We start from the raw sequence: 21,694 nt of genomic DNA, 5'->3' as shown, positions 1-21,694 counted from the left end.
TTTCGGAGAATGTGTGCATACCCAAATCAAACGGGCGTATGAATTGAGCGTTTGTATGTCACATCGCTCATTCATTCTCCCGACTAGCGCGCTGACGGGTGTGCCTGGGCAAGAGCAGCGAATGGCTGCTTTCCACCAGCGATCGGCGTGTACAGTTCAGCTTCCATATCGTGGAGATCAGTTGATGATTTACGAAGGTAAAGCCATCACGGTTAAGGCTCTTGAAAGCGGCATCGTCGAACTGAAGTTCGACCTCAAGGGTGAGTCCGTCAACAAGTTCAATCGCCTGACCCTGGACGAGCTGCGCCAGGCCGTCGACGCCATCAAGGCCGACGCCTCGGTGAAGGGTGTGATCGTCAGCAGTGGCAAGGACGTATTCATCGTCGGCGCCGACATCACCGAATTCGTCGACAATTTCAAGCTGCCCGAGGCCGAGCTGGTTGCCGGCAACCTGGAAGCCAACCGCATCTTCAACGCGTTCGAAGACCTCGAAGTACCGACCGTTGCCGCGATCAACGGCATCGCCCTGGGCGGTGGCCTGGAAATGTGCCTGGCCGCTGACTACCGCGTTATGTCCAGCACCGCGAAAATCGGCCTGCCAGAAGTCAAGCTGGGTATCTACCCAGGCTTCGGCGGTACCGTTCGCCTGCCGCGCCTGATTGGCTCGGACAACGCCATCGAGTGGATTGCCGCTGGCAAGGAAAACCGTGCCGAAGACGCCCTCAAGGTCGGCGCCGTCGACGCCGTTGTCGCCCCTGAGCTGTTGCAGGCCGGCGCCCTGGACCTGATCAAGCGCGCCATCAGCGGCGAGCTCGACTACAAGGCCAAGCGCCAGCCCAAGCTGGAAAAGCTCAAGCTCAACGCCATCGAGCAGATGATGGCCTTCGAGACCGCCAAGGGCTTTGTTGCAGGCCAGGCCGGCCCGAACTACCCGGCCCCGGTCGAAGCCATCAAGAGCATCCAGAAGGCCGCCAATTTCGGCCGTGACAAGGCACTGGAAGTCGAGGCCGCAGGCTTTGCCAAGCTGGCCAAGACTTCGGTTGCCGAAAGCCTGATCGGCCTGTTCCTGAATGATCAGGAGCTCAAGCGCAAGGCCAAGGCCCACGACGAAATCGCTCGCGACGTGAAGCAGGCTGCCGTGCTCGGCGCCGGCATCATGGGCGGCGGTATCGCCTACCAGTCGGCGGTCAAGGGCACGCCGATCCTGATGAAGGACATTCGTGAAGATGCCATTCAGCTTGGCCTTAACGAGGCCTCCAAGCTGCTGGGCAATCGTGTCGAAAAAGGCCGCCTGACGCCGGCAAAGATGGCCGAAGCGCTCAACGCCATTCGCCCGACCCTGTCCTACGGTGATTTCGGCAACGTCGACATCGTCGTCGAAGCTGTGGTCGAGAACCCGAAGGTCAAGCAAGCCGTGCTGGCGGAAGTGGAAGGCCAGGTGAAAGGGGATGCGATCCTTGCCTCCAACACGTCGACCATCTCCATCAACCTGCTGGCAAAAGCGCTCAAACGCCCGGAAAACTTCGTTGGCATGCACTTCTTCAACCCGGTGCACATGATGCCGCTGGTGGAAGTCATCCGTGGCGAGAAGTCCAGTGAAGTGGCGGTCGCCACCACCGTGGCTTACGCCAAGAAAATGGGCAAGAACCCGATCGTCGTCAACGACTGCCCGGGCTTTTTGGTCAACCGCGTGCTGTTCCCGTACTTCGGTGGTTTCGCCAAGCTGGTCAGTGCCGGTGTCGACTTCGTGCGCATCGACAAGGTCATGGAAAAATTCGGCTGGCCTATGGGCCCGGCCTACCTGATGGACGTGGTCGGCATCGACACCGGCCACCATGGCCGTGACGTGATGGCTGAAGGCTTCCCGGACCGCATGAAGGACGAGCGCCGCTCGGCTGTCGACGCGCTGTACGAGGCCAATCGCCTGGGCCAGAAGAACGGCAAGGGCTTCTACGCGTACGAGACCGACAAGCGTGGCAAGCCCAAGAAAGTCTTCGACGCCACCGTGCTCGATGTGCTCAAGCCGATCGTTTTCGAGCAGCGTGAAGTCACCGACGAAGACATCATCAACTGGATGATGGTGCCGCTGTGCCTGGAGACCGTGCGCTGCCTGGAAGATGGCATCGTTGAAACCGCTGCCGAAGCGGATATGGGCCTGGTCTACGGCATTGGTTTCCCTCCGTTCCGCGGTGGTGCGCTGCGTTACATCGATTCGATCGGTGTGGCTGAATTTGTCGCCCTGGCCGACCAGTACGCTGACCTGGGGCCGCTGTACCACCCGACCGCGAAGCTGCGCGAAATGGCCAAGAATGGCCAGCGCTTCTTCAACTGAGCGGCCAACGAGTTAGAGCGAGAATATTGATATGAGCCTGAATCCAAGAGACGTGGTGATTGTCGACTTCGGTCGCACGCCGATGGGCCGCTCCAAGGGTGGCATGCACCGCAACACCCGTGCCGAAGACATGTCGGCGCACCTGATCAGCAAGCTGCTCGAGCGCAACGGCAAGGTCGACCCGAAAGAAGTCGAGGACGTGATCTGGGGCTGCGTCAACCAGACCCTGGAGCAGGGCTGGAACATCGCCCGTATGGCCTCGCTGATGACCCAGATCCCGCACACCTCCGCCGCGCAAACCGTCAGCCGCCTGTGCGGTTCTTCGATGAGCGCGCTGCACACTGCCGCCCAGGCGATCATGACCGGCAACGGCGATGTTTTCGTGGTCGGTGGTGTCGAGCACATGGGCCACGTCAGCATGATGCATGGCGTCGACCCCAACCCGCACATGTCGTTGCACGCCGCCAAGGCTTCCGGGATGATGGGCCTGACTGCCGAGATGCTCGGCAAAATGCATGGCATCACCCGCGAACAGCAAGACCTGTTCGGCGTGCGTTCGCACCAGCTGGCCCACAAGGCCACGGTCGAAGGCAAGTTCAAGGATGAGATCATCCCGATGCAGGGTTACGACGAGAACGGTTTCCTGAAAGTCTTCGACTTCGACGAAACCATTCGCCCGGAAACCACCCTTGAAGGCCTGGCATCGCTCAAGCCGGCATTCAACCCCAAGGGTGGTACCGTGACTGCCGGTACTTCGTCGCAGATTACCGACGGCGCCTCGTGCATGATCGTCATGTCCGGCCAGCGTGCGATGGACCTCGGCATCCAGCCGCTGGCTGTAATCCGTTCCATGGCAGTGGCTGGTGTTGACCCGGCAATCATGGGCTACGGGCCGGTGCCGGCAACCCAGAAAGCGCTCAAACGCGCCGGTTTGACCATGGCCGACATCGACTTCATCGAGCTCAACGAAGCCTTTGCCGCACAGGCCCTGCCAGTGCTCAAAGATTTGAAAGTGCTCGACAAGATGGATGAGAAGGTTAACCTGCACGGCGGCGCCATTGCTCTGGGCCACCCGTTCGGTTGCTCCGGTGCACGGATTTCCGGCACCCTGCTCAACGTCATGAAGCAGAATGGCGGTACCTTGGGTGTCGCCACCATGTGTGTCGGCCTCGGCCAGGGCATCACTACGGTCTTCGAACGCGTCTGATCGCGTTGCAAGGCAGCAGCCGGGGCCCTGTGCCCCGGTTTTTGTTTTTTACAGAATTTGTTTCAAGAGGGAAGGCGACATGCAGATACAGCCAGGCGTATACCGGCATTACAAAGGGCCTGAGTACCGTGTCTTCAGTGTTGCGCGGCACTCTGAGAGCGAAGAGTGGATGGTCTTCTACCAATGCCTGTATGGTGATTACAGCTTCTGGGTGCGACCCCTTTCGATGTTCCAGGAGTCCGTCGAGGTTGACGGCGAGCAGGTGCCACGCTTTGCTTTGGTCAAGGCCGAAGAGGGGCTTGCAGAGTTGTCTGGCAAGTCGCCGGCATGAACGACCGCGCTTGACCTCACAGTTTCGCCACTATATATAGCGGTGCCGCGTCTGGCACCTGACGCGTTTTTCATTTTCAGATTCAGGAATACTCCGATCCATGGGCAAATCGCTGGTCATTGTGGAATCCCCGGCCAAGGCCAAGACCATCAACAAGTACCTGGGCAACCAGTACGTGGTGAAGTCGAGTATCGGCCACATCCGTGACCTCCCCACCAGCGGTTCGGCCAGCGCCAGCAAAGAGCCGGCTGCCAAGCGGGGCAAGGCTGCGGGTGAGGCTCCGGCCCTGTCGCCAAAAGAAAAGGCCCGTCGCCAGCTGGTGGCGCGCATGGGCGTCGACCCCGATCACGGCTGGAAGGCCAAATACGAGATCCTGCCTGGCAAGGAAAAGGTGATCGAAGAGCTGCGCCGCCTGGCCAAAGATGCTGACACCATCTATCTCGCAACCGACTTGGATCGTGAGGGGGAAGCCATTGCCTGGCACCTGCGCGAAGCCATCGGTGGCGATGACACCCGCTACAAGCGCGTGGTGTTCAACGAAATCACCAAAAAGGCCATCCAGGAAGCGTTTTCGCAACCCGGAGAGCTGGACATCGACCGCGTCAACGCCCAGCAGGCGCGGCGCTTCCTTGACCGCGTGGTGGGCTACATGGTCTCGCCGCTGCTGTGGGCCAAGATTGCCCGTGGCTTGTCGGCCGGGCGTGTGCAATCGGTGGCGGTGAAGCTGGTGGTCGAGCGTGAGCGCGAAATCCGCGCCTTCATCCCTGAAGAATACTGGGAAGTGCACGCCGACCTGGGCACCGCCAAGAACGCCAAGGTGCGGTTCGAAGTGGCACGCGAAAAGGGTGAAGCCTTCAAGCCGCTCAACGAAGCCCAGGCCATGGCCGCGCTGGAAAAGCTCAAGGCTTCCAGCTACACCGTGCTCAAGCGTGAAGACCGCCCGACCAGCAGCAAGCCGTCGGCACCGTTCATCACCTCCACCCTGCAGCAGGCGGCGAGCAACCGGCTGGGCTTCGGGGTGAAGAAGACCATGATGATGGCCCAGCGTCTGTACGAAGCTGGCTACATCACCTACATGCGTACCGACTCGACCAACCTGTCGACCGATGCCGTGGAAATGGCCCGCAGCTACATCGAAAGCGAGTTCGGCAAGCAGTACCTGCCGGAAGCGCCGCTGGTGTACGGCAGCAAAGAGGGTGCTCAGGAGGCGCACGAAGCGATTCGTCCGTCCGACGTCAACACCCACCCGACGAAGCTCAACGGCATGGAGCGTGACGCCGAGCGCTTGTACGAGCTGATCTGGCGCCAGTTCCTCGCCTGCCAGATGCCGCCGGCCCAGTACCTGTCTACCAGCGTCACCGTGGCAGCGGGGGATTTCGAGCTGCGTGCAAAAGGCCGCATTCTCAAGTTCGACGGTTACACCCGTGTGCTGCCTCAGGTCAGCAAGCCGGGCGAAGACGACGTGCTGCCGGAAATGGTCCAGGGTGAAGCGCTCAAGCTGATCCAGATCGACCCGAGCCAACACTTCACCAAGCCACCGGCACGCTTCACCGAAGCCAGCCTGGTCAAGGAAATGGAAAAGCGCGGCATTGGCCGCCCGTCGACCTACGCGGCGATCATTTCCACCATCCAGGACCGCGGCTATGTGACGCTGCACAACCGCCGTTTCTACTCCGAGAAGATGGGCGACATCGTCACCGAGCGCCTGTCGGAAAGCTTCGCCAACCTGATGGACTACGGGTTCACCGCCGGCATGGAGGAGAATCTAGACGACGTGGCCCAAGGCGAGCGTGACTGGAAAAACGTGCTGGACGAGTTCTACGGCGACTTCAGCAAGAAGCTGCAGACTGCCGAATCCGCTGAGAACGGGATGCGCGCCAACCAGCCGACCATGACCAACATTCCGTGCAAGGAATGCGGTCGGCCGATGATGATCCGGACTGCTTCCACCGGCGTGTTCCTGGGTTGCTCGGGTTACACCCTGCCGCCGAAAGAGCGCTGCAAGGCTACCGTCAACCTGGTGCCGGGCGATGAAATCGCAGCGGATGACGAGGGTGAGTCGGAGTCGCGCGTACTGTTGGGCAAGCACCGCTGCCCAATCTGCGCCACGGCGATGGACGCCTACCTGCTCGATGAGAAGCACAAGCTGCACATCTGCGGTAACAACCCGGATTGCGTCGGCTACGAGATCGAAGAGGGCAGTTACCGCATCAAGGGCTACGAAGGGCCGAGCCTGGAGTGTGACAAGTGCGGCAGCGAAATGCAGCTCAAGACTGGCCGCTTTGGCAAGTTCTTCGGCTGTACCAACCCTGCTTGCAAGAACACCCGCAAGCTGCTCAAGAGTGGCGAAGCGGCGCCACCGAAGATGGACAAGGTGGACATGCCGGAGCTCAAGTGCGAGAAGGTCGACGACACCTACGTGCTGCGTGACGGTGCTTCGGGGCTGTTCCTGGCTGCCAGCCAGTTCCCCAAGAACCGCGAGACTCGCGCGCCGCTGGTGATGGAAATCGTGCCGCATAAGCACGAGATCGATCCGAAGTACCACTTCCTTTGCGAAGCGCCGCAAAAAGACCCAGAGGGTCGTCCAGCGGTGATCCGTTACAGCCGCAAGACCAAGGAGCAGTACGTGCAGTCCGAGGTCGATGGCAAGCCGACCGGCTGGAAGGCCTTCTACGACGGCAACGCGTGGAAGGTGGAAGACAAGCGCTGATCATTCAGCACTGCAAATGGGGCCGCTAGGCGGCCCATCGCCGGCAAACCAGCTCCCACCAGGACCACGCAGTACCCTGTGGGAGCCGGCTTGCCGGCGATGGGTCGCACAGCGGCCCCATTTCATTGGTGACAAGCAGTCGCTGATCCCTGAAACTGCAGGTATTCGCCTTGCAGCTTCAGGGAGGTCACTCGAGATGGCCCAGGAACTCTACACCCGCACCAACCAGAAACTTTTCTTCGCCGGGCTTGCGCTCGAGTCTATGGCCAAGGCGGCAGACAGCCAGGCGATGAACGCCCAAGGCCTGGTCCAGGCTGAGCGCGAATCGGCGCTGTTCCACCTGTATGGGGCCCTGCTGGGGCTATGTCACGAGATTGGTGGCTTTTACCGCTTGCCGGTTGCGACCAGTGTCGAGCAGGCGCTTGCCGACGATGCGCTCAATGGCATCGCGATACCCGAGGTCGCCGAATTGCTGGAATTGGCCAGGCAGCGCGAAACGTGGCTGGCCCAGTTCCTCAGCGCTTATGCCGATTTGTTCCGACCACCCGTCGCGAAAAAAACACCAAAAACCGATGTCACGCAGCCGCTGATCCAGGCCGTCAACCTCGACCAACCTGAGCAGCCTGCACTATCGCGGGAAGAGCTGGACAGCTGGCGCACCAACCTCAAAGGCCTGGTGAGACGATTCCGTGACGCGTTGAGTGAGTGCTGATAGCTGCGCTGGCTGGTACAATACCGGCCTTTCGCGGAGAACAGCCCTTTATGTCTACGTCTTTTCTGGAAATTGTCGAGTTGCCTGATGGCCGGATCGAACTGCGTCGTGCCGAGGACGAAGGCTCCCTGGTAACCCTGGATTTCTCGGAAGACGCCAAGGTGTTCCTGCAGGGCCAACATGTCGAAGTCGCCAAGGCGATGCTGAGTGTCGGCGTGCAGATGGCAGGTCGCCTGATGGATGGCGAACTTGAGCGTGACGAAGGGCCGCGCGTACTTCACTGACACTGGTTTTTAACCGTGTCCAGGCAAAGCCTGAACATCAGCCGAGGCGGATGTTCAGGCTTTGTGCATTTCCGGCACTGGCGGCACGGAGCAGTTGCTGCCGCGCCGTGGCATTGACGCTGCCCAGCCAGCTGACCACGGTGTGGCTGCGGCCCAGGCGCAAGGCTTCGCAAGCGAGTTGCAACGGGCTCTGGTTGCCGCGTGGGTGCAGCAGCAGGATGCGTTCACGGTTGAGGCCTGCATCCCGCAACCAGGCCTGGGTCAGGCTGGCGGGTGGGGCTATCAGCGTCAGCCAGCGGGCCTCTTGCTCTTCGCTCAGTTCGCGCAGCACGGGTGCCAGCAGGCTCTGGCAATGCTCGGGGGCGCCACGCAGGGACAGTTCACTGAACAGGTCCGGCTGGCTATTCTTGCGTGCCTGCTCACTGGCCTTCAGGCCAGGCAGTACCGGTTGAGCAAGGAACGCCTCGAAAAGCGGAAGCTGAACCTGCTGTTGTGGTTGGACGAGCTGCTGCATGACGCCTCCTGGTTCAGCGGCGAATGACGCCGACACTCAAACCCTCGATCACCAGTTCCTGATCTTTCAGGTCGACTTCGATGGGGGCGAACTCCGGGTTTTCGGCGATCAGCCAGACCTTGCTGCCTTCGCGCTTGAAGCGCTTGACGGTCACTTCATCGCCGATTCGGGCGACGACGATCTGGCCGTTACGAGCCTCGCGGCAGGTGTGCACTGCCAGCAGATCACCGTCGAAAATGCCGACATCCTTCATGCTCATGCCGTGCACGCGCAACAAATAGTCGGCAGGCGGGTGGAAGAAGGTCGGGTTGATGTTGCACGATTGCTCTATGTGCTGCTCGGCGAGGATCGGTGCACCGGCCGCGACCCGACCGATGATCGGCAGGCCGCTTTCTTCGGCTTTCGCTTCAAGGCCCGGAATGCGGATGCCCCGGGAAGCGCCCGGGGTCATTTCGATGGCGCCTTTGCGGGCGAGGGCCTTTAAGTGCTCCTCGGCGGCGTTGGGCGACTTGAAGCCCAGCTCCTGAGCGATCTCCGCACGCGTCGGTGGGAAGCCGTTGTCTTCGAGGCAGCGTTTGATAAAGGCCAGAATTTCGGCTTGGCGTGGCGTCAGTTTCAACATGGCAGGCGCTCTGTCTTTTTATACAGTGACTGGGATTATATACAGTACTGGATGAGCTGCAAGCTCCAAGCTGCAAGAAAAAGCGCTGCGCTACCCATCGTGATGCTTGCAGCTTGGAACCTGTGGCTTTCTAATGGCGACCGCACGGTCACCGAGCCTTGACATCATCAGGGCTGAAACGTATGTTTCAAACACCTGTTTGTTTGTCTGTCTGGCGGAGTGGTCATGGCCCAATCGGAAACCGTTGAACGCATTCTCGATGCTGCCGAGCAGCTGTTTGCGGAAAGGGGGTTTGCGGAAACCTCGTTGCGGTTGATTACCAGCAAGGCCGGGGTCAACCTGGCGGCGGTCAATTACCACTTTGGTTCCAAGAAAGCCCTGATCCAGGCGGTCTTCTCGCGCTTCCTGGGGCCATTCTGCGCCAGCCTCGAGCGCGAATTGGAGCGGCGTCAGGCCAAGCCTGAGCAAAAGCCCAGCCTCGAAGAACTGCTGGAAATGCTCGTGGAGCAGGCGCTGGTGGTGCAGCCGCGCAGCAATAATGACCTGTCGATCTTCATGCGCCTGTTGGGCCTGGCCTTCAGCCAGAGCCAGGGGCATCTGCGGCGCTACCTGGAGGACATGTACGGCAAGGTGTTCCGCCGCTACATGCTGTTGGTCAACGAAGCCGCGCCGCGCATTCCGCCGCTTGAGCTGTTCTGGCGCGTGCACTTCATGCTGGGTGCCGCGGCGTTCAGCATGTCCGGTATCAAGGCGCTGCGTGCCATCGCCGAAACCGATTTCGGCATCAACACCTCGATCGAGCAGGTCATGCGTCTGATGGTGCCATTCCTCGCCGCCGGCATGCGCGCCGACAGCGGGGTCACCGATGACGCCATGGCGGCGGCCCAATTGCGCCCGCGCAGCAAGACCAGCAGCACCACCGCCAAAGCCTGAAGGCTGGGCGGGGCAGGGCGCTTCGGCTAAGCTAGCGCCCATGCCCGACCTCGATTTCCTGCATATTTCCCTCGCTGACCAGCGCCTCTATGGCTTTGCCCAAGGGCGGCTGTGCCTGCGGCTTGCTGTTTCCACGGCGCGCAATGGCGCCGGGGAGCGCAACGGGTCCGGACGTACACCACGAGGGCTGCACCAGGTGCGTGCAAAGATTGGTGCAGGCTTGCCGCTCAATGCCGTGCTATGTGGGCGGCGCTGGACCGGAGAGGTCTGGTCGCCCGAACTGCACGCCCAACACCCCGGACGCGACTGGGTCCTCACCCGCATTCTCTGGCTCAGCGGCTGCGAGCCAGGGGTCAACCGGCTGGGTGTGGTGGACACGTTCCGCCGTTATATCTACCTGCACGGCACGCCCGACACGGAACCCTTGGGCGTTCCGCTGTCCCATGGCTGCATACGCCTGCGCAACACCGATCTGCTTGGCCTGTTCGAGCGTGTTCCGGCGCATTGCCCGGTGCGCATCGAGCAGGCCGCATGCCCCCAGTGGGCTTCTTTAAGTCTGCAATGAAGGATTGCCTATGACCGTCAGCCTGCAAGGCTCCCTGATGGTGGATATCGCCGGTAAATGGCTGACCGCCGAAGACCGCCAACTCCTGCGCCAGCCAGAAGTGGCCGGCCTGATCATCTTTGCCCGCAACATCGACAGCCCGCGCCAGGTGCGTGAGCTGTGCACGTCGATCCGTGCCATTCGCCCCGACCTGATTCTGGCCGTGGACCAGGAAGGCGGGCGGGTACAGCGCCTGCGTCAGGGCTTCGTGCGTTTGCCGGCGATGCGTGCAATCGCTGATAACCCCAACGCCGAATACCTGGCCGAACAGTGCGGCTGGTTGATGGCCACCGAGGTGCTGGCGGTTGGCCTGGACCTGAGCTTCGCCCCGGTGCTCGACCTTGACCACCAGCGCAGCGCGGTGGTCGGCAGCCGCGCTTTCGAAGGCGATCCGCAGCGTGCCACCCAACTGGCCGGCGCTTTCATTCGCGGCATGAACGCAGCGGGCATGGCCGCCTGTGGCAAGCATTTCCCCGGGCACGGCTGGGCCGAGGCGGATTCGCATGTAGCCATCCCGACCGACGAGCGCAGCCTCGACGAGCTGCGCCAGGCGGACTTGGTACCGTTCACACGCCTCAGCGGCCAGTTGGCGGCGGTGATGCCGGCGCACGTCATCTATCCGCAGGTCGACAACCAGCCGGCCGGCTTTTCACGCCGCTGGCTGCAGGACATCCTGCGCGGCGAGCTGGGCTTTGACGGGGTGATCTTCAGTGACGACTTGTCCATGGCCGGTGCCCATGTGGTCGGCGATGCGGCCAACCGCATTGAGGCGGCTCTGAGTGCGGGCTGCGACATGGGCCTGGTGTGCAACGACCGGGCGGCGGCGGAGTTGGCGTTGACTGCAGCGCAGCGCTTGAAGGTCACGCCTTCGCCGCGTATTGCGCGCATGCGTGGGCAGGGTTTTGCGCGGACCGATTACCGCCAGCAGCCGCGTTGGCTGGAGGCGCTGGGGGCATTGCGCGAGGCGCAGTTGGTGGATTGACCGGGCCGGCCTCTTCGCGGGGCAAGCCCGCTCCCACAGACTCACTACAATCTGGACTGCCCCAAGGGTTGGGTTGATAGCCAACTTACAAATCTGGACTGCCCCTAGGGCTGGGCTGATATCCAACCTCTTTGGGCAGTCCAGTCTGTGGGAGCGGGCTTGCCCCGCGAAGAGGCCGGCCTGGCTGTCAGCGGCCGCGCTTGCCTGGCAGCGGCGCGAACAACGCCTCGATCTCCTCGTCCCCCAGCCGCCACTGCCCAGCCTGCCCACCATCGAGCAGGCTCGCCGCCAAGGCAGCCTTCTCCTGCTGCAGCTGTTGGATCTTCTCCTCCACCGTGCCGCGCGTGATCAGCTTGAACACGAAAACCGGCTTGTCCTGACCGATACGGTACGCACGGTCGGTCGCCTGATTCTCACTGGCCGGGTTCCACCAGGGGTCGAAGTGAATCACCGTGTCGGCAGCGGTCAGGTTAAGCCCCACGCCGCCGGCCTTGAGGCTGATCAGGAACACCTCGCTGTCGCCCTGCTGGAACTGCTGCACGGGTGTGCGCCTGTCGCGGGTGTCGCCGGTGAGCAGGCTGTAGCGGATCTTGCGCTTGTCCAGCTCTTGTTCGATCAGTGCCAGCATCGAGGTGAACTGCGAGAACAGCAGCACCCGTCGGCCTTCGCTGAGCAGCTCTTCGAGCATGTCCAGCAGCGCACCCAACTTGCCTTTGTCGGCCTGGTTGCCTTTGGTCTCGGCCCCTTTCACCAGGCGCAAATCGCAGCACACCTGGCGTAGCTTTAGCAGCGCATCGAGGATCACGATCTGGCTGCGTGCTGCGCCATTGCGGGCGATCTCGTCGCGCACCTTTTTGTCCATGGCGACCCGCACGGCTTCGTAGGTATCGCGCTGGGCATCGCTGAGTTCCACCCAGTGCACCATCTCGGTCTTGGGCGGCAACTCCGTGGCCACCTGCTCCTTGGTGCGGCGCAGCAAAAATGGACGAATACGGGTAACCAGGTGAGCCAGGCGCTCGGTGTCGCCATGGCGCTCGATCGGGGTGCGGTAATCCTGGTTGAAGCGTTTGAGCTCGCCCAACCAGCCGGGCATGAGGAAATGGAAGATCGACCACAGCTCGCCCAGGTTGTTTTCCATCGGCGTGCCGGTCAGGCACAGGCGCTGGTTGGCCTGCAGATCGCAGACGGCAAGGGCGGCCTTGCTGGTGCTGCTCTTGATGTTCTGCGCCTCGTCCAGCACCAGCACGCTCCACGTTTGCGCGCGCAGATGGTCAAGGTCGCGCGGCACCAGGGCGTAGGTGGTCAGCACCAGGTCGTATTCGTGCAATTTGGCGAAATGCTTGCTGCGGCCGGGCCCCTGCAGGGCAAGCACACGCAGGCCTGGCGCAAAGCGCTTGGCCTCGTCGAGCCAGTTGGGCACCAGGCTGGTCGGCATTACAGCCAGGGCGGGGTGGGCCAGGCGCCCGTGCTGTTTTTCCAGCAGCAGGTGGGCCAGGGCCTGCAAGGTCTTGCCCAGGCCCATGTCGTCGCCCAGGATGCCACCGGTGCCCATTTCGCGCAGCGCCTGCAGCCAGTTGAGGCCCTGCTGCTGGTAGGGGCGCAGGGTGGCGTTGAGTGCGGCGGGTGGGGCCACCTGCAGGTCGCGTGCATCGCGCAGGCGCCGGCCGAGGTCACGCACATGGGCGCCACCCTCCCAGTGCAGTGGCAGGTGTTCGATCTCGTTCAGGCGTGCCGCGTCGGCGCGGTCCATGCGCAATGCGGGGCCCGCACTGCCCTCGTGCAGGTACAGCTCGCCGAGGGTGCCCATCACCGCCTTGATTCGCCCGTAGGGCAGGGCGACGCGCAGCGCGGGGCTGTCCAGCCGGCCGCGGTTGAGGTCTATCAGCAGGTGCTCATCGTCGCTGCGCCGGGCCAGCTCGCTGGGGCGCAGCAGCTCGGGGTTGCTGCGCAGCAACTGCAGCACGATTGGCAGCAGGCTGTGGCGCTGGCCTTCGACGACGATGCCCAGCTCCAGGTCGAACCATTCATGGCCCGGCGCTTCTTCGATACTGGCGTACCAGTCGTCCACGTCCTGCAGGTTGAAGGCGAAGTCGCGGTAGATGTCGACTTCCCAGCCGGCGTCGCGCAGGCGTGGCAGGCCATCGCGGGCGAAGCGCAGCCAGGCTTCGTCGTCGGGCAGCTGGAGCATTTCGCCGGCGCTGTCTGGCAGGGCTTTGCTTTGCCGGGTGGCGGGCTTGAAGCCCAGGTCGCGCAGGGTTTTGCGCAGTGCCTGCTCGGCCGCTGGCTGGCGGCGGATGCGTTGGCTGGTGGCGTCCACAAGCCGGGTCAGCGGCTTGTCGTCACTGCCGCTGGCGCGCAGGCCATCGTAGTCGAACGCCAGCGCGGCGCGGTGCTGCATCTGGCGCTGCATGCGGCCGGTCTTGGGCATGTAGGCGCTGAATTCGAGGCTACCGAGCGTCAGCCGGCCTTTGGGCGGGATGTCATCGACCTGCTGGGTGTTCACCGCGGTAGGCGTGGGGACTTGGCGGTTCAAGGCGTTCAATCGGTGGCTCAAGGGGACAACCAGGTGTTCGGGGACAGTGGGCGCGCGTGCAAGCTGGCTGGCGATGAAGGGGTCGAGGTCGTGGCGTAGCTTGCCGGCCTGATGCCTCTGTTTGTCCACGTAGTACATAGGGTCGATGGGCAAGGCCTGCAGCTGGACCTGATCATCGAGGTACCAGGCCCCCCGGTAACTGCCGTTGTCCAGCCTGACCCAGCGAAATTCCGCATGCCGCTCAGGCCCGGCCGCCATTGGTGCGGGGTCTTCTTCGCAGAGCAGGCGCCCTGTCGCCAGGGCATAACCAAACAGTTCTGCGCCTTGCTTACCCTCCAGCTCCACCACTGGCGCAATGGTTTTGCTGCGGGCGTCGATCAGCCGAAGCAACCGCGCATCTTCCTCGGTAACGTAGCGCGGGGTGTAGTAGATCAATTCGGGCATCGACGTGATTCGGCCGATTTTCAAGGTGCCATCGGCTTGCCGGGTGCCCTTGATCGCCTCCAGTTGCCAATGCTCGCGGTCCATCTGGATGCGATAGTAGATTGCCGGGCCCTTGCGCACAGGCTCGCCGGTTGCAGTGCGCGGCGCGGGCGACTCGAGCGCCTGGACCCACAGGTTTAGATCCGGTGGCAGCACCAAGGCGGCCTGCTCTTGGGGCATAGGCGGCGCCAGGCAGCCCCCGCCGCTCTGCACATGCAGGAGTGCGGCAACGCAGTGCTTGCAGTTGAGCCCCACTGGGCAGGTACAGCGCCCGAAAACGCGCAGGTCGGGGCCGTTGATCACCAAGTTGATGGTCTGGTGGTATCTCTGGTCCGCCGACCCCTCGCAGGTCGCTTCGATGGTTCCGTCATTCGACGAGACGATGCGGGTGCGCTCCTGCGCAGCGTAATTCCGCCCCCGGGCCAACGCGCCGGGTTCAATAAAATCGACCCAGTGCGGGTAAGCCATCAACAAGTGCTGCGCATCGGCCGCGCTCACATCACTGCTCCATCATTTCCGGGTCCATCTGCGGCATCTTGCGTGTGCCCGGTGGCGTGACCTTCAGCAGTACCGCCAGGTGGCCCCCGTCGAGGAAGGTCAGCTGGCCGCCTTTCATGTTGCTGTTGCTCTGCCGGAACTGCTCGCTTTGCAGCACGTTGCCGTTGCCGTCGAGCTGGTTGACCCAGACATTGGCGTCCACGGCGATGAAGCGGCCGTTGGTGATGCTCAGGTTGCCTTCGATCGGGAAGTGGCCGAATTGCTCCTCGCCAGCGCTCAGGGCAATGCGGCTCGCGCCGTCGACCACTGGCTGCTGCCAGGCCTTGTGCAGCAGCACGGTGTAGTCTGCCGTCGCCTGCAGCCGTGTGGCTTCATCTTCCAGCGCCAACGGGCGCTCGGCGCCTTTGTCCAGGCGCGGCGCGCCAGCGCTCCAGTCTTCGGGCGCGAACGGGCTGGTGAAGGCGGGCACGCTGTTCTGCCGCACAAGGATCATTTCTACCTGATACAGGCCTTCGGCGAAGGCCGCCGGCGCGAACAGCGCAAGCAACAAGGTCAGGCAACGGATGGCACGCATGGATCTTCCTTAGGCTGTCTGTGGGGTCAGGCGCTCGAACAGCGCCTCCAGAGTGTTGAAGCGTTCGTCGGGGCGTTCCATGGGGACCAGGAAGCGGAACTGCGTGGCGCCTTCGAACTTGTAGCGTTTGGGCTGGCCCTGGATCAGCTTGATCAGGGTCAGCGGGTCGACCGGGGTTTCGGCCTCGAACTCGAGCTTGCCGCCATTGGGGCCGGCGTCGACTTTCTTGATGCCGAGCTTTTCTGCCTGCAGCTTGAGCTGGGTCAGGCGCATCAGGTTTTTGGTCGGCTCGGGCAGCAGGCCGAAGCGGTCGATCATCTCCACTTGCAGGTCCTTGAGGCCTTCTTCGTCGGCCGCCGAGGCGATGCGTTTGTAGAGGATCAGCCGCGCATGCACGTCAGGCAGGTAATCCTCGGGGATCAGCGCCGGCAGGCGCAGGTTGATCTCCGGGCCGCCGCCAAGCGGTTGCTCAAGGTTCGGCTGGGTGCCCTTGCGGATGGCCTTGACCGCGCGTTCGAGCATTTCCATGTACAGGGTAAAGCCCACGGCCTGGATCTGCCCGCTCTGGCCTTCGCCCAACAGCTCGCCGGCACCGCGGATTTCCAGGTCGTTGGTGGCCAGCACGAAGCCTGCGCCCAGGTCCTGGGTGTTGGCGATGGCCTCCAGGCGTTTCTCGGCGTCGCTGCTGACCTTTTGCCGTGCCGGGGTGAGCAGGTAGGCGTAGGCCTGGTGGTGGCTACGGCCGACCCGGCCGCGCAGCTGGTGCAACTGGGCCAGGCCGAACTTGTCGGCGCGCTCGATGACGATGGTGTTGGCGCTGGGCACGTCGATGCCGGTCTCGATGATGGTCGAGGCGATCAGCACGTTGAAGCGCTTGTGGTAGAAGTCGCTCATCACCTGTTCCAGTTCACGCTCGCGCATCTGCCCGTGGCCGATGCCGATGCGCGCTTCCGGCACCAGTTCGGCGAGGTCGGCGGCGCATTTCTCGATGGTTTTCACATCGTTGTGCAGGTAATACACCTGGCCGCCGCGCAGCAGTTCACGCAGCAGGGCTTCTTTGACCGTGCTGTTGTTCTGCTCCATGACAAAGGTGCGCACCGACAGGCGCCGGGCTGGCGGGGTAGCGATGATCGACAGGTCTCGCATGCCGGCCACGGCCATGTTCAGGGTGCGCGGGATCGGCGTGGCGGTCAGGGTGAGGATGTCCACCTCGCTGCGCAGGGCCTTGAGCTGTTCCTTCTGACGTACGCCAAAACGGTGCTCCTCGTCGATCACCACCAGGCCCAGGTCCTTGAAGCGCACATCGTCCTGCAACAGCTTGTGGGTGCCGATGAGGATGTCGATCTTGCCTTCGGCAAGGTCTGCGGCAGCGCTGGCCACTTCCTTGGCCGATTTGAAACGGCTCATCACTTCAACCGTCACCGGCCAGTCGGCGAAGCGGTCGCGGAAGCTGTTGTAGTGCTGCTGGGCCAGTAGGGTAGTGGGCACCAGCACCGCTACCTGGCGGCCACTGTGCACGGCGATGAACGCTGCGCGCATGGCCACCTCGGTTTTGCCGAAGCCCACGTCGCCGCACACCAGGCGGTCCATCGGCTTGGCGGCGAGCATGTCGGCACGCACCGCTTCGATGGCGTTCTGCTGGTCGGGGGTTTCCTCGAACGGGAAGCCGGCACTGAAGGTGGCATAGTCGGCGGCCGGGTCGGCGAAGGCATAGCCTTTACGCGCGGCGCGGCGGGCATAGATGTCGAGCAGTTCGGCGGCAACGTCGCGCACTTGCTCGGCGGCCTTGCGCTTGGCCTTCTGCCAGGCTTCCGAACCCAGCCGGTGCAGCGGGGCCAGGGCGTCGTCGCTGCCGGTGTAGCGGGCAATCAGGTGCAGGTTGGCCACGGGCACGTAGAGCTTGGCGTTCTCGGCGTACTCCAGGGTCAGGAACTCGGCGGCCTGGCCGTCGATTTCCAGTGTGGCCAGGCCCAGGTAGCGGCCCACGCCGTGGTCGATGTGCACCACCGGCGCGCCTTCGCGCAGCTCGGTAAGGTTCTTGATGACGGCGTCGTTGGCCGCCTCGCCGCGCTTGTCGCGGCGCCGGCGCTGCATCACGCGCTGGCCGAACAGCGGGCTTTCGGCGACCAGGGCCAGGCCTGGGTCTTCGAGCACCAGGCCATCGTCGAGCGGGGCGATGGTGATCGCCAGGCGCGCGTTGCCGGTGATGAAGTCGGCCCAGCCTTCGACCGTCTGCGGCCTCAGCTTGAGGCGCTCAAGCAGCTCCAGAAGCACTTCACGCCGGCCCGCCGATTCGGCGGTGAACAGCACCCGGCCGTTGAACTGGTCGAGGAATTCGGACAGCGCCGCCAGCGGCTGGTTGGCTTTGGCCTCGATGGCCAGGTTGGGCAGGGCGCGAGCTGGGAAGCGTTCCCGGCCGCTGCCGGCCTCGACGTCGTCGGCGCTGACCACTACCCGCGGCCACTGTTTCAGCCGGGCTAAGCAGTCTTCCACCGGCAGGAACAGCTCGGCCGGTGGCAGCAGTGGGCGGCTGAGGTCGCCGCGGCGGTCTTCATAGCGCCCGCGCACATCGTTCCAGAAGTGCTCGGCGGCCTGTTCGACGCCTGGCAGGGAGAACACCTGGGTGTCGCTCGGCAGGTAGTCGAACAGGGTCGAGGTTTCTTCGAAGAACAGCGGCAGGTAGTACTCGATACCGGCGGGGATGATGCCGCTGGCCAGGTCCTGGAAGATCGCGCTGCGGCGGAAGTCGACGTCGAAGCGTTCGCGGAAGCGGGCCTTGAAGCGCGTCACTTCTTCCTTCTGCATGGGGAATTCGCGCGCCGGCAGCAGGCGGATCGAGTCGACCTTGTCGATCGAGCGCTGGGTCTCCGGGTCGAAGGTGCGCAGTGTTTCGATTTCGTCGTCGAACAGGTCGATGCGGTAGGGCAGTTTGCTGCCCATCGGGAACAGGTCGATCAGCGCGCCACGCACAGCGAATTCGCCGTGCTCGTAGACCGTGTCGACGCAGCGATAGCCGCTGGCTTCCAGGCGCGAGCGCATCTGTTCGACGTCGATGGTCTGGCCCACGTCCAGCACCAGGCTGCTGCCGAGCAGGAAGCGCGTCGGCGCCAGGCGGTGCAGGGCAGTGGTGATCGGCACGACGAGGATGCCATGGCTCAGCTCCGGCAGCCGATAAAGGCTGGCGATGCGCTGGGAGATGATGTCCTGGTGCGGCGAGAACAGGTCGTAGGGCAGGGTTTCCCAATCGGGGAACGGCAGCACCGGCAGGTCTGGGGCAAAGAAGCGCAGCTCCTGTTCCAGACGGTCGGCAGCCTGGCTGTCGGCGGTCAGCAGCAGCGTGAAGCGGCCAGCACTGCTGGCGGCCTCGGCGATGGCAAGGCTGAGGGCGGCACCTGGCAGGTTGCCCCAGGTTTGTTTGCCGGCCGTGGCCGACATTTGCGGTAGGCGCAGAACTGACACGGGAGATTGCACTCCAAGCGTTGCGGCAAAGAGACCGATTGTACCGGTGCCGGTGCGTGATGTCAGGCTCGAGAAGGGGCGTGAACTCAGGCTTCGGCTACCACGACAGGCGCTCATTGCCGGTTACGCGTTGGGGCGTCATAATGTAGCCCCTTTTTTCTCCCCCTACATGTGGAAGGTTCCCGTGACTCAGAAGCCCGACCAGTGTCTTGGTGAGTGGATCGATCGTGAAGCACTTGCTGAAGCGATGATCCCGCTTATCGGTCAGCTCTACCGCAATAACAACGTGGTGAGCTCGATCTATGGCCGCAGCCTGATCAACCGTTCGGTTATCTCGATTCTCAAGGCGCACCGCTTTGCGCGTCACCGCCAAACCGACGAAACCGAGCTGTCCGTCCACGAGACATTCCCCCTGCTCAAGGCCATGAGCGAGCTGAAACTGGGCGCCGCTTCGGTCGACCTGGGCAAGCTGGCCAACAAGTTCAAGCAGGAAGGCAACGGCAAGACTGCCGAGCAGTTCGTCCGTGAAGAACTGGCTGACGTAGTTGGCCAGCAGAACGCTTCGGCGCGCAAAGGCACCGACGTCGTCCTGTACGGCTTCGGCCGCATCGGCCGCCTGCTGGCGCGCATCCTGATCGAGAAGACCGGTGGTGGCGACGGCCTGCGTCTGCGCGCCATCGTTGTGCGCAAGGGTGCTGAAAACGACCTGGTCAAGCGCGCCAGCCTGCTGCGTCGTGACTCGGTGCACGGCCCGTTCGATGGCACCATCACCATCGATGAAGCCAACAACACCCTGACCGCCAACGGCAACCTGATCCAGATCATCTACGCCAAGAACCCGAGCGAAGTCGACTACACCCAGTACGGCATCGAGAACGCGCTGATCGTCGACAACACCGGTGTATGGCGTGACGCCGACGGCCTGGGCCAGCACCTGGCCTGCCCGGGCGCTGCCCGCGTGATCCTCACCGCACCGGGCAAGGGCGCGCTGAAGAACATCGTGCACGGCATCAACCACGGTGACATCGCCGCCGATGACAAGATCATCTCGGCCGCTTCCTGCACCACCAACGCCATCGTGCCGGTGCTGAAGGCTGTCAACGACAAGTACGGCATCGTCAACGGCCACGTCGAAACCGTTCACTCGTTCACCAACGACCAGAACCTGATCGACAACTTCCACAAGGGCAGCCGCCGTGGCCGCGCCGCGCCGCTGAACATGGTCATCACCGAGACCGGTGCAGCCACTGCAGCCGCCAAGGCACTGCCAGTGCTCAAGGGCAAGCTGACTGGCAACGCCATTCGCGTACCGACGCCGAACGTTTCGATGGCCATCCTCAACCTGAACCTTGAGAAAGCCACGAACCGCGATGAAATCAACGAGTACCTGCGCCAGACGGCCATGCACTCGGAACTGCACAAGCAGATCGACTACGTCAGCTCCCAGGAAGTGGTTTCGACCGACTTCGTGGGCTCGCGCCACGCCGGTGTGGTTGATGCCGAAGCGACCATCGCCAACGATAACCGCGTTGTTCTGTACGTCTGGTACGACAACGAGTTCGGTTACAGCTGCCAGGTGGTTCGCGTGATGGAAGACATGGCCGGTGTGAACCCGCCAGCGTTTCCACGCTGATTCGCTTGTAAGGCAATGAAAAAACGGGAACCTTCGGGTTCCCGTTTTTTTTGCCTGTATTTATGGTGTCTGTACCGGCCTCTTCGCGGGGCAAGCCCGCTCCCACAAAGTGAGTGACATCCGCTGGGTCGAGGTGACCCTGTGGGAGCGGGCTTGCCCCGCGAAGGGGCCGGCACTGGCAACCGAGAACTGAAATTTTGCGCACAGCCCTCCTGTTCATCCTGATGCTCCTCACCGCCTGCAACCAAGGCCCGACCCTGGAGCGCCTGGGCGGCCCGACCATGGGCAGCAGCTACAGCATCCAGTACGTCCGCGAGCCCGGCGGCCCCGCACCTGTCCAGGTGCAGGCCGCCGTCGAAACCATCCTTCACGACATCGACCAGCACTACTCGACCTACCGCGGCGACTCCACCGTCAGCCAGTTCAACCAGCTGCCCGCCAACCAGTGCCTGGCCCTGCCGCCCGACATGCTCGAACTGGTCAGCCTCGGCCAGCACCTGGCCAGGCAGAGCGATGGCGCCTTCGACCTCACCGTCGAGCCGCTGCTTGACCTCTGGGGTTTCGGCCCCCAGGCTCGGCATGAGCAGGTGCCTGACCCGCAGGCCCTGGCCCAGGCCCGCCAGCGCGTCGGCTACCGGCACCTGCGCATCGAAGGGCAGGCGCTGTGCAAGGACGCTGCGGTGCAGCTGGACTTCAACAGCATGGCCGCCGGGCATGCCGTCGACCTGATTGCCGCGCGCCTGAGCGCCATGGGCATTGCCAACTTCATCGCCGAAGCCACCGGCGAGCTCAAGGCCGTTGGCCGCAAACCCGATGGCAGCCCGTGGCGCATCGCCCTGGAATTGCCCCGCGAAGACCGCCAGATTGCCCGCCAGGTAATCCCGGTAAATGGGCTGGGTGTGTCGACCTCGGGTGACTATCGGCACTATTTCGAGCAGAATGGCCGGCGCTATTCGCACACCTTCGATGCCCGCCTCGGGCGCCCGGTCGATCACGACCTGGCCGCCGTCACCGTGCTCGATGCCTCGGCGCTGCAGGCCGACGGCTATTCGACCCTGCTGCTGATCCTTGGGCCTGAGCGCGGCTGGGACTTCGCCATCGCCCACGACCTGGCAGCGGTATTGGTGACTCGGGCAGAGGGTGGTTTCGTCTCCCGAGCGACGCCCGCATTCGAACGGGCGCTGAAAGGCGAGTGAAAGCGCAAGCAGGGAAGATCAAGGCCAGGGAATGGGTGAATGCACATGTAGTGCAGGCAAAATTGGCCTACGACGCGACCAAGGGTT

16 protein-coding genes are annotated in these 21,694 nt (G+C 63.1%); 11 read left to right on the top strand and 5 right to left on the bottom strand.

All coding sequences use genetic code 11. The features are described 5' to 3' along the window. Nucleotides 1-184: 184 nt before the first annotated feature. The 6 genes from fadB to ACFY68_RS17570 all read left to right on the top strand — a co-directional run bounded on the left by fadB (nt 185) and on the right by ACFY68_RS17570 (nt 7,576). Nucleotides 185-2,332, top strand: coding sequence for a fatty acid oxidation complex subunit alpha FadB (gene fadB, locus ACFY68_RS17595; RefSeq protein ID WP_387529772.1), 2,148 nt, complete (start codon nt 185-187; stop codon nt 2,330-2,332). Nucleotides 2,333-2,363: 31 nt separating this feature from the next. Then, nucleotides 2,364-3,539, top strand: coding sequence for an acetyl-CoA C-acyltransferase FadA (gene fadA, locus ACFY68_RS17590; RefSeq protein WP_387529769.1), 1,176 nt, complete (start codon nt 2,364-2,366; stop codon nt 3,537-3,539). A gap of 79 nt (nt 3,540-3,618) precedes the next feature. Continuing rightward, nucleotides 3,619-3,870 carry a DUF1653 domain-containing protein gene (locus tag ACFY68_RS17585; protein ID WP_346613841.1) on the top strand — a complete coding sequence of 84 codons (252 nt, stop codon included), beginning with the start codon at nt 3,619-3,621 and terminating at the stop codon, nt 3,868-3,870. A 100-nt stretch (nt 3,871-3,970) separates the two neighbouring features. Then, a complete protein-coding gene (gene topA / locus ACFY68_RS17580) occupies nt 3,971-6,580 on the top strand; it encodes a type I DNA topoisomerase (protein ID WP_387529766.1) in 2,610 nt (869 codons plus the stop codon). 196 nt (nt 6,581-6,776) lie between these two features. Beyond that, complete coding sequence (locus tag ACFY68_RS17575; RefSeq protein WP_387529764.1) at nt 6,777-7,292, top strand: DUF6586 family protein; 516 nt, start codon at nt 6,777-6,779, stop codon at nt 7,290-7,292. A gap of 50 nt (nt 7,293-7,342) precedes the next feature. Beyond that, the gene (locus ACFY68_RS17570) at nt 7,343-7,576 is read left to right on the top strand and encodes a hypothetical protein (RefSeq protein WP_003248777.1); all 234 of its coding nucleotides are present in this window, start codon (nt 7,343-7,345) and stop codon (nt 7,574-7,576) included. A gap of 37 nt (nt 7,577-7,613) precedes the next feature. On the opposite strand, the gene sulA is transcribed toward ACFY68_RS17570, so the two are convergent. Continuing rightward, on the bottom strand, nt 7,614-8,090 hold the full coding sequence (sulA, locus tag ACFY68_RS17565; protein ID WP_346613844.1) for an SOS-induced cell division inhibitor SulA: 477 nt from the start codon (nt 8,088-8,090) through the stop codon (nt 7,614-7,616). Nucleotides 8,091-8,103: 13 nt separating this feature from the next. After that, nucleotides 8,104-8,712 (bottom strand): transcriptional repressor LexA, encoded by a 609-nt coding sequence (gene lexA, locus ACFY68_RS17560; RefSeq protein WP_346613845.1) that lies wholly within the window; start codon nt 8,710-8,712, stop codon nt 8,104-8,106. Nucleotides 8,713-8,937: 225 nt separating this feature from the next. Here lexA and ACFY68_RS17555 point away from each other — a divergent pair, with 225 nt between their 5' ends. The 3 genes from ACFY68_RS17555 to nagZ are packed head-to-tail and all read left to right on the top strand — an operon-like array spanning nt 8,938 to nt 11,231. Continuing rightward, nucleotides 8,938-9,645, top strand: coding sequence for a TetR/AcrR family transcriptional regulator (locus ACFY68_RS17555; protein ID WP_387529757.1), 708 nt, complete (start codon nt 8,938-8,940; stop codon nt 9,643-9,645). A 40-nt stretch (nt 9,646-9,685) separates the two neighbouring features. Further along, nucleotides 9,686-10,210 carry a L,D-transpeptidase family protein gene (locus tag ACFY68_RS17550; protein WP_387529754.1) on the top strand — a complete coding sequence of 175 codons (525 nt, stop codon included), beginning with the start codon at nt 9,686-9,688 and terminating at the stop codon, nt 10,208-10,210. Nucleotides 10,211-10,232: 22 nt separating this feature from the next. Then, nucleotides 10,233-11,231, top strand: a complete 999-nt coding sequence (gene nagZ, locus ACFY68_RS17545; protein ID WP_387529957.1) for a beta-N-acetylhexosaminidase — start codon at nt 10,233-10,235, stop codon at nt 11,229-11,231. A 187-nt stretch (nt 11,232-11,418) separates the two neighbouring features. Here nagZ and ACFY68_RS17540 read toward each other — a convergent pair whose 3' ends face one another. The 3 genes from ACFY68_RS17540 to mfd are packed head-to-tail and all read right to left on the bottom strand — an operon-like array spanning nt 11,419 to nt 18,778. After that, entirely contained in the window at nt 11,419-14,715 is a 3,297-nt protein-coding gene (locus tag ACFY68_RS17540; protein ID WP_387529954.1) for an SNF2-related protein, read from the bottom strand. Nucleotides 14,716-14,746: 31 nt separating this feature from the next. Further along, on the bottom strand, nt 14,747-15,319 hold the full coding sequence (locus ACFY68_RS17535; RefSeq protein ID WP_387529751.1) for a CsiV family protein: 573 nt from the start codon (nt 15,317-15,319) through the stop codon (nt 14,747-14,749). Nucleotides 15,320-15,328: 9 nt separating this feature from the next. Continuing rightward, on the bottom strand, nt 15,329-18,778 hold the full coding sequence (mfd, locus tag ACFY68_RS17530; protein ID WP_387529748.1) for a transcription-repair coupling factor: 3,450 nt from the start codon (nt 18,776-18,778) through the stop codon (nt 15,329-15,331). 169 nt (nt 18,779-18,947) lie between these two features. On the opposite strand from mfd, the gene ACFY68_RS17525 reads away from it, so the two are divergent. Beyond that, nucleotides 18,948-20,411 (top strand): glyceraldehyde-3-phosphate dehydrogenase, encoded by a 1,464-nt coding sequence (locus tag ACFY68_RS17525; protein ID WP_346613851.1) that lies wholly within the window; start codon nt 18,948-18,950, stop codon nt 20,409-20,411. A gap of 197 nt (nt 20,412-20,608) precedes the next feature. Continuing rightward, nucleotides 20,609-21,607 (top strand): FAD:protein FMN transferase, encoded by a 999-nt coding sequence (locus tag ACFY68_RS17520; RefSeq protein WP_387529744.1) that lies wholly within the window; start codon nt 20,609-20,611, stop codon nt 21,605-21,607. Nucleotides 21,608-21,694 lie beyond the last annotated feature (87 nt).

This window comes from Pseudomonas sp. NPDC012596 (genome assembly GCF_042902325.1).
In the GTDB taxonomy this organism is placed as follows: Bacteria; Pseudomonadota; Gammaproteobacteria; order Pseudomonadales; family Pseudomonadaceae; genus Aquipseudomonas.
This window is presented reverse-complemented; position numbering and strand designations above follow the sequence as displayed.

Bases quoted from the DNA above. Each gene is read 5' to 3' on its own strand.
- fadB (WP_387529772.1), top strand. From the start codon at position 185: ATGATTTACGAAGGTAAAGCCATCACGGTTAAGGCTCTTGAAAGCGGC.
- fadA (WP_387529769.1), top strand. From the start codon at position 2,364: ATGAGCCTGAATCCAAGAGACGTGGTGATTGTCGACTTCGGTCGCACG.
- ACFY68_RS17585 (WP_346613841.1), top strand. From the start codon at position 3,619: ATGCAGATACAGCCAGGCGTATACCGGCATTACAAAGGGCCTGAGTAC.
- topA (WP_387529766.1), top strand. From the start codon at position 3,971: ATGGGCAAATCGCTGGTCATTGTGGAATCCCCGGCCAAGGCCAAGACC.
- ACFY68_RS17575 (WP_387529764.1), top strand. From the start codon at position 6,777: ATGGCCCAGGAACTCTACACCCGCACCAACCAGAAACTTTTCTTCGCC.
- ACFY68_RS17570 (WP_003248777.1), top strand. From the start codon at position 7,343: ATGTCTACGTCTTTTCTGGAAATTGTCGAGTTGCCTGATGGCCGGATC.
- sulA (WP_346613844.1), bottom strand. From the start codon at position 8,090: ATGCAGCAGCTCGTCCAACCACAACAGCAGGTTCAGCTTCCGCTTTTC.
- lexA (WP_346613845.1), bottom strand. From the start codon at position 8,712: ATGTTGAAACTGACGCCACGCCAAGCCGAAATTCTGGCCTTTATCAAA.
- ACFY68_RS17555 (WP_387529757.1), top strand. From the start codon at position 8,938: ATGGCCCAATCGGAAACCGTTGAACGCATTCTCGATGCTGCCGAGCAG.
- ACFY68_RS17550 (WP_387529754.1), top strand. From the start codon at position 9,686: ATGCCCGACCTCGATTTCCTGCATATTTCCCTCGCTGACCAGCGCCTC.
- ACFY68_RS17540 (WP_387529954.1), bottom strand. From the start codon at position 14,715: ATGGCTTACCCGCACTGGGTCGATTTTATTGAACCCGGCGCGTTGGCC.
- ACFY68_RS17535 (WP_387529751.1), bottom strand. From the start codon at position 15,319: ATGCGTGCCATCCGTTGCCTGACCTTGTTGCTTGCGCTGTTCGCGCCG.
- ACFY68_RS17525 (WP_346613851.1), top strand. From the start codon at position 18,948: ATGTGGAAGGTTCCCGTGACTCAGAAGCCCGACCAGTGTCTTGGTGAG.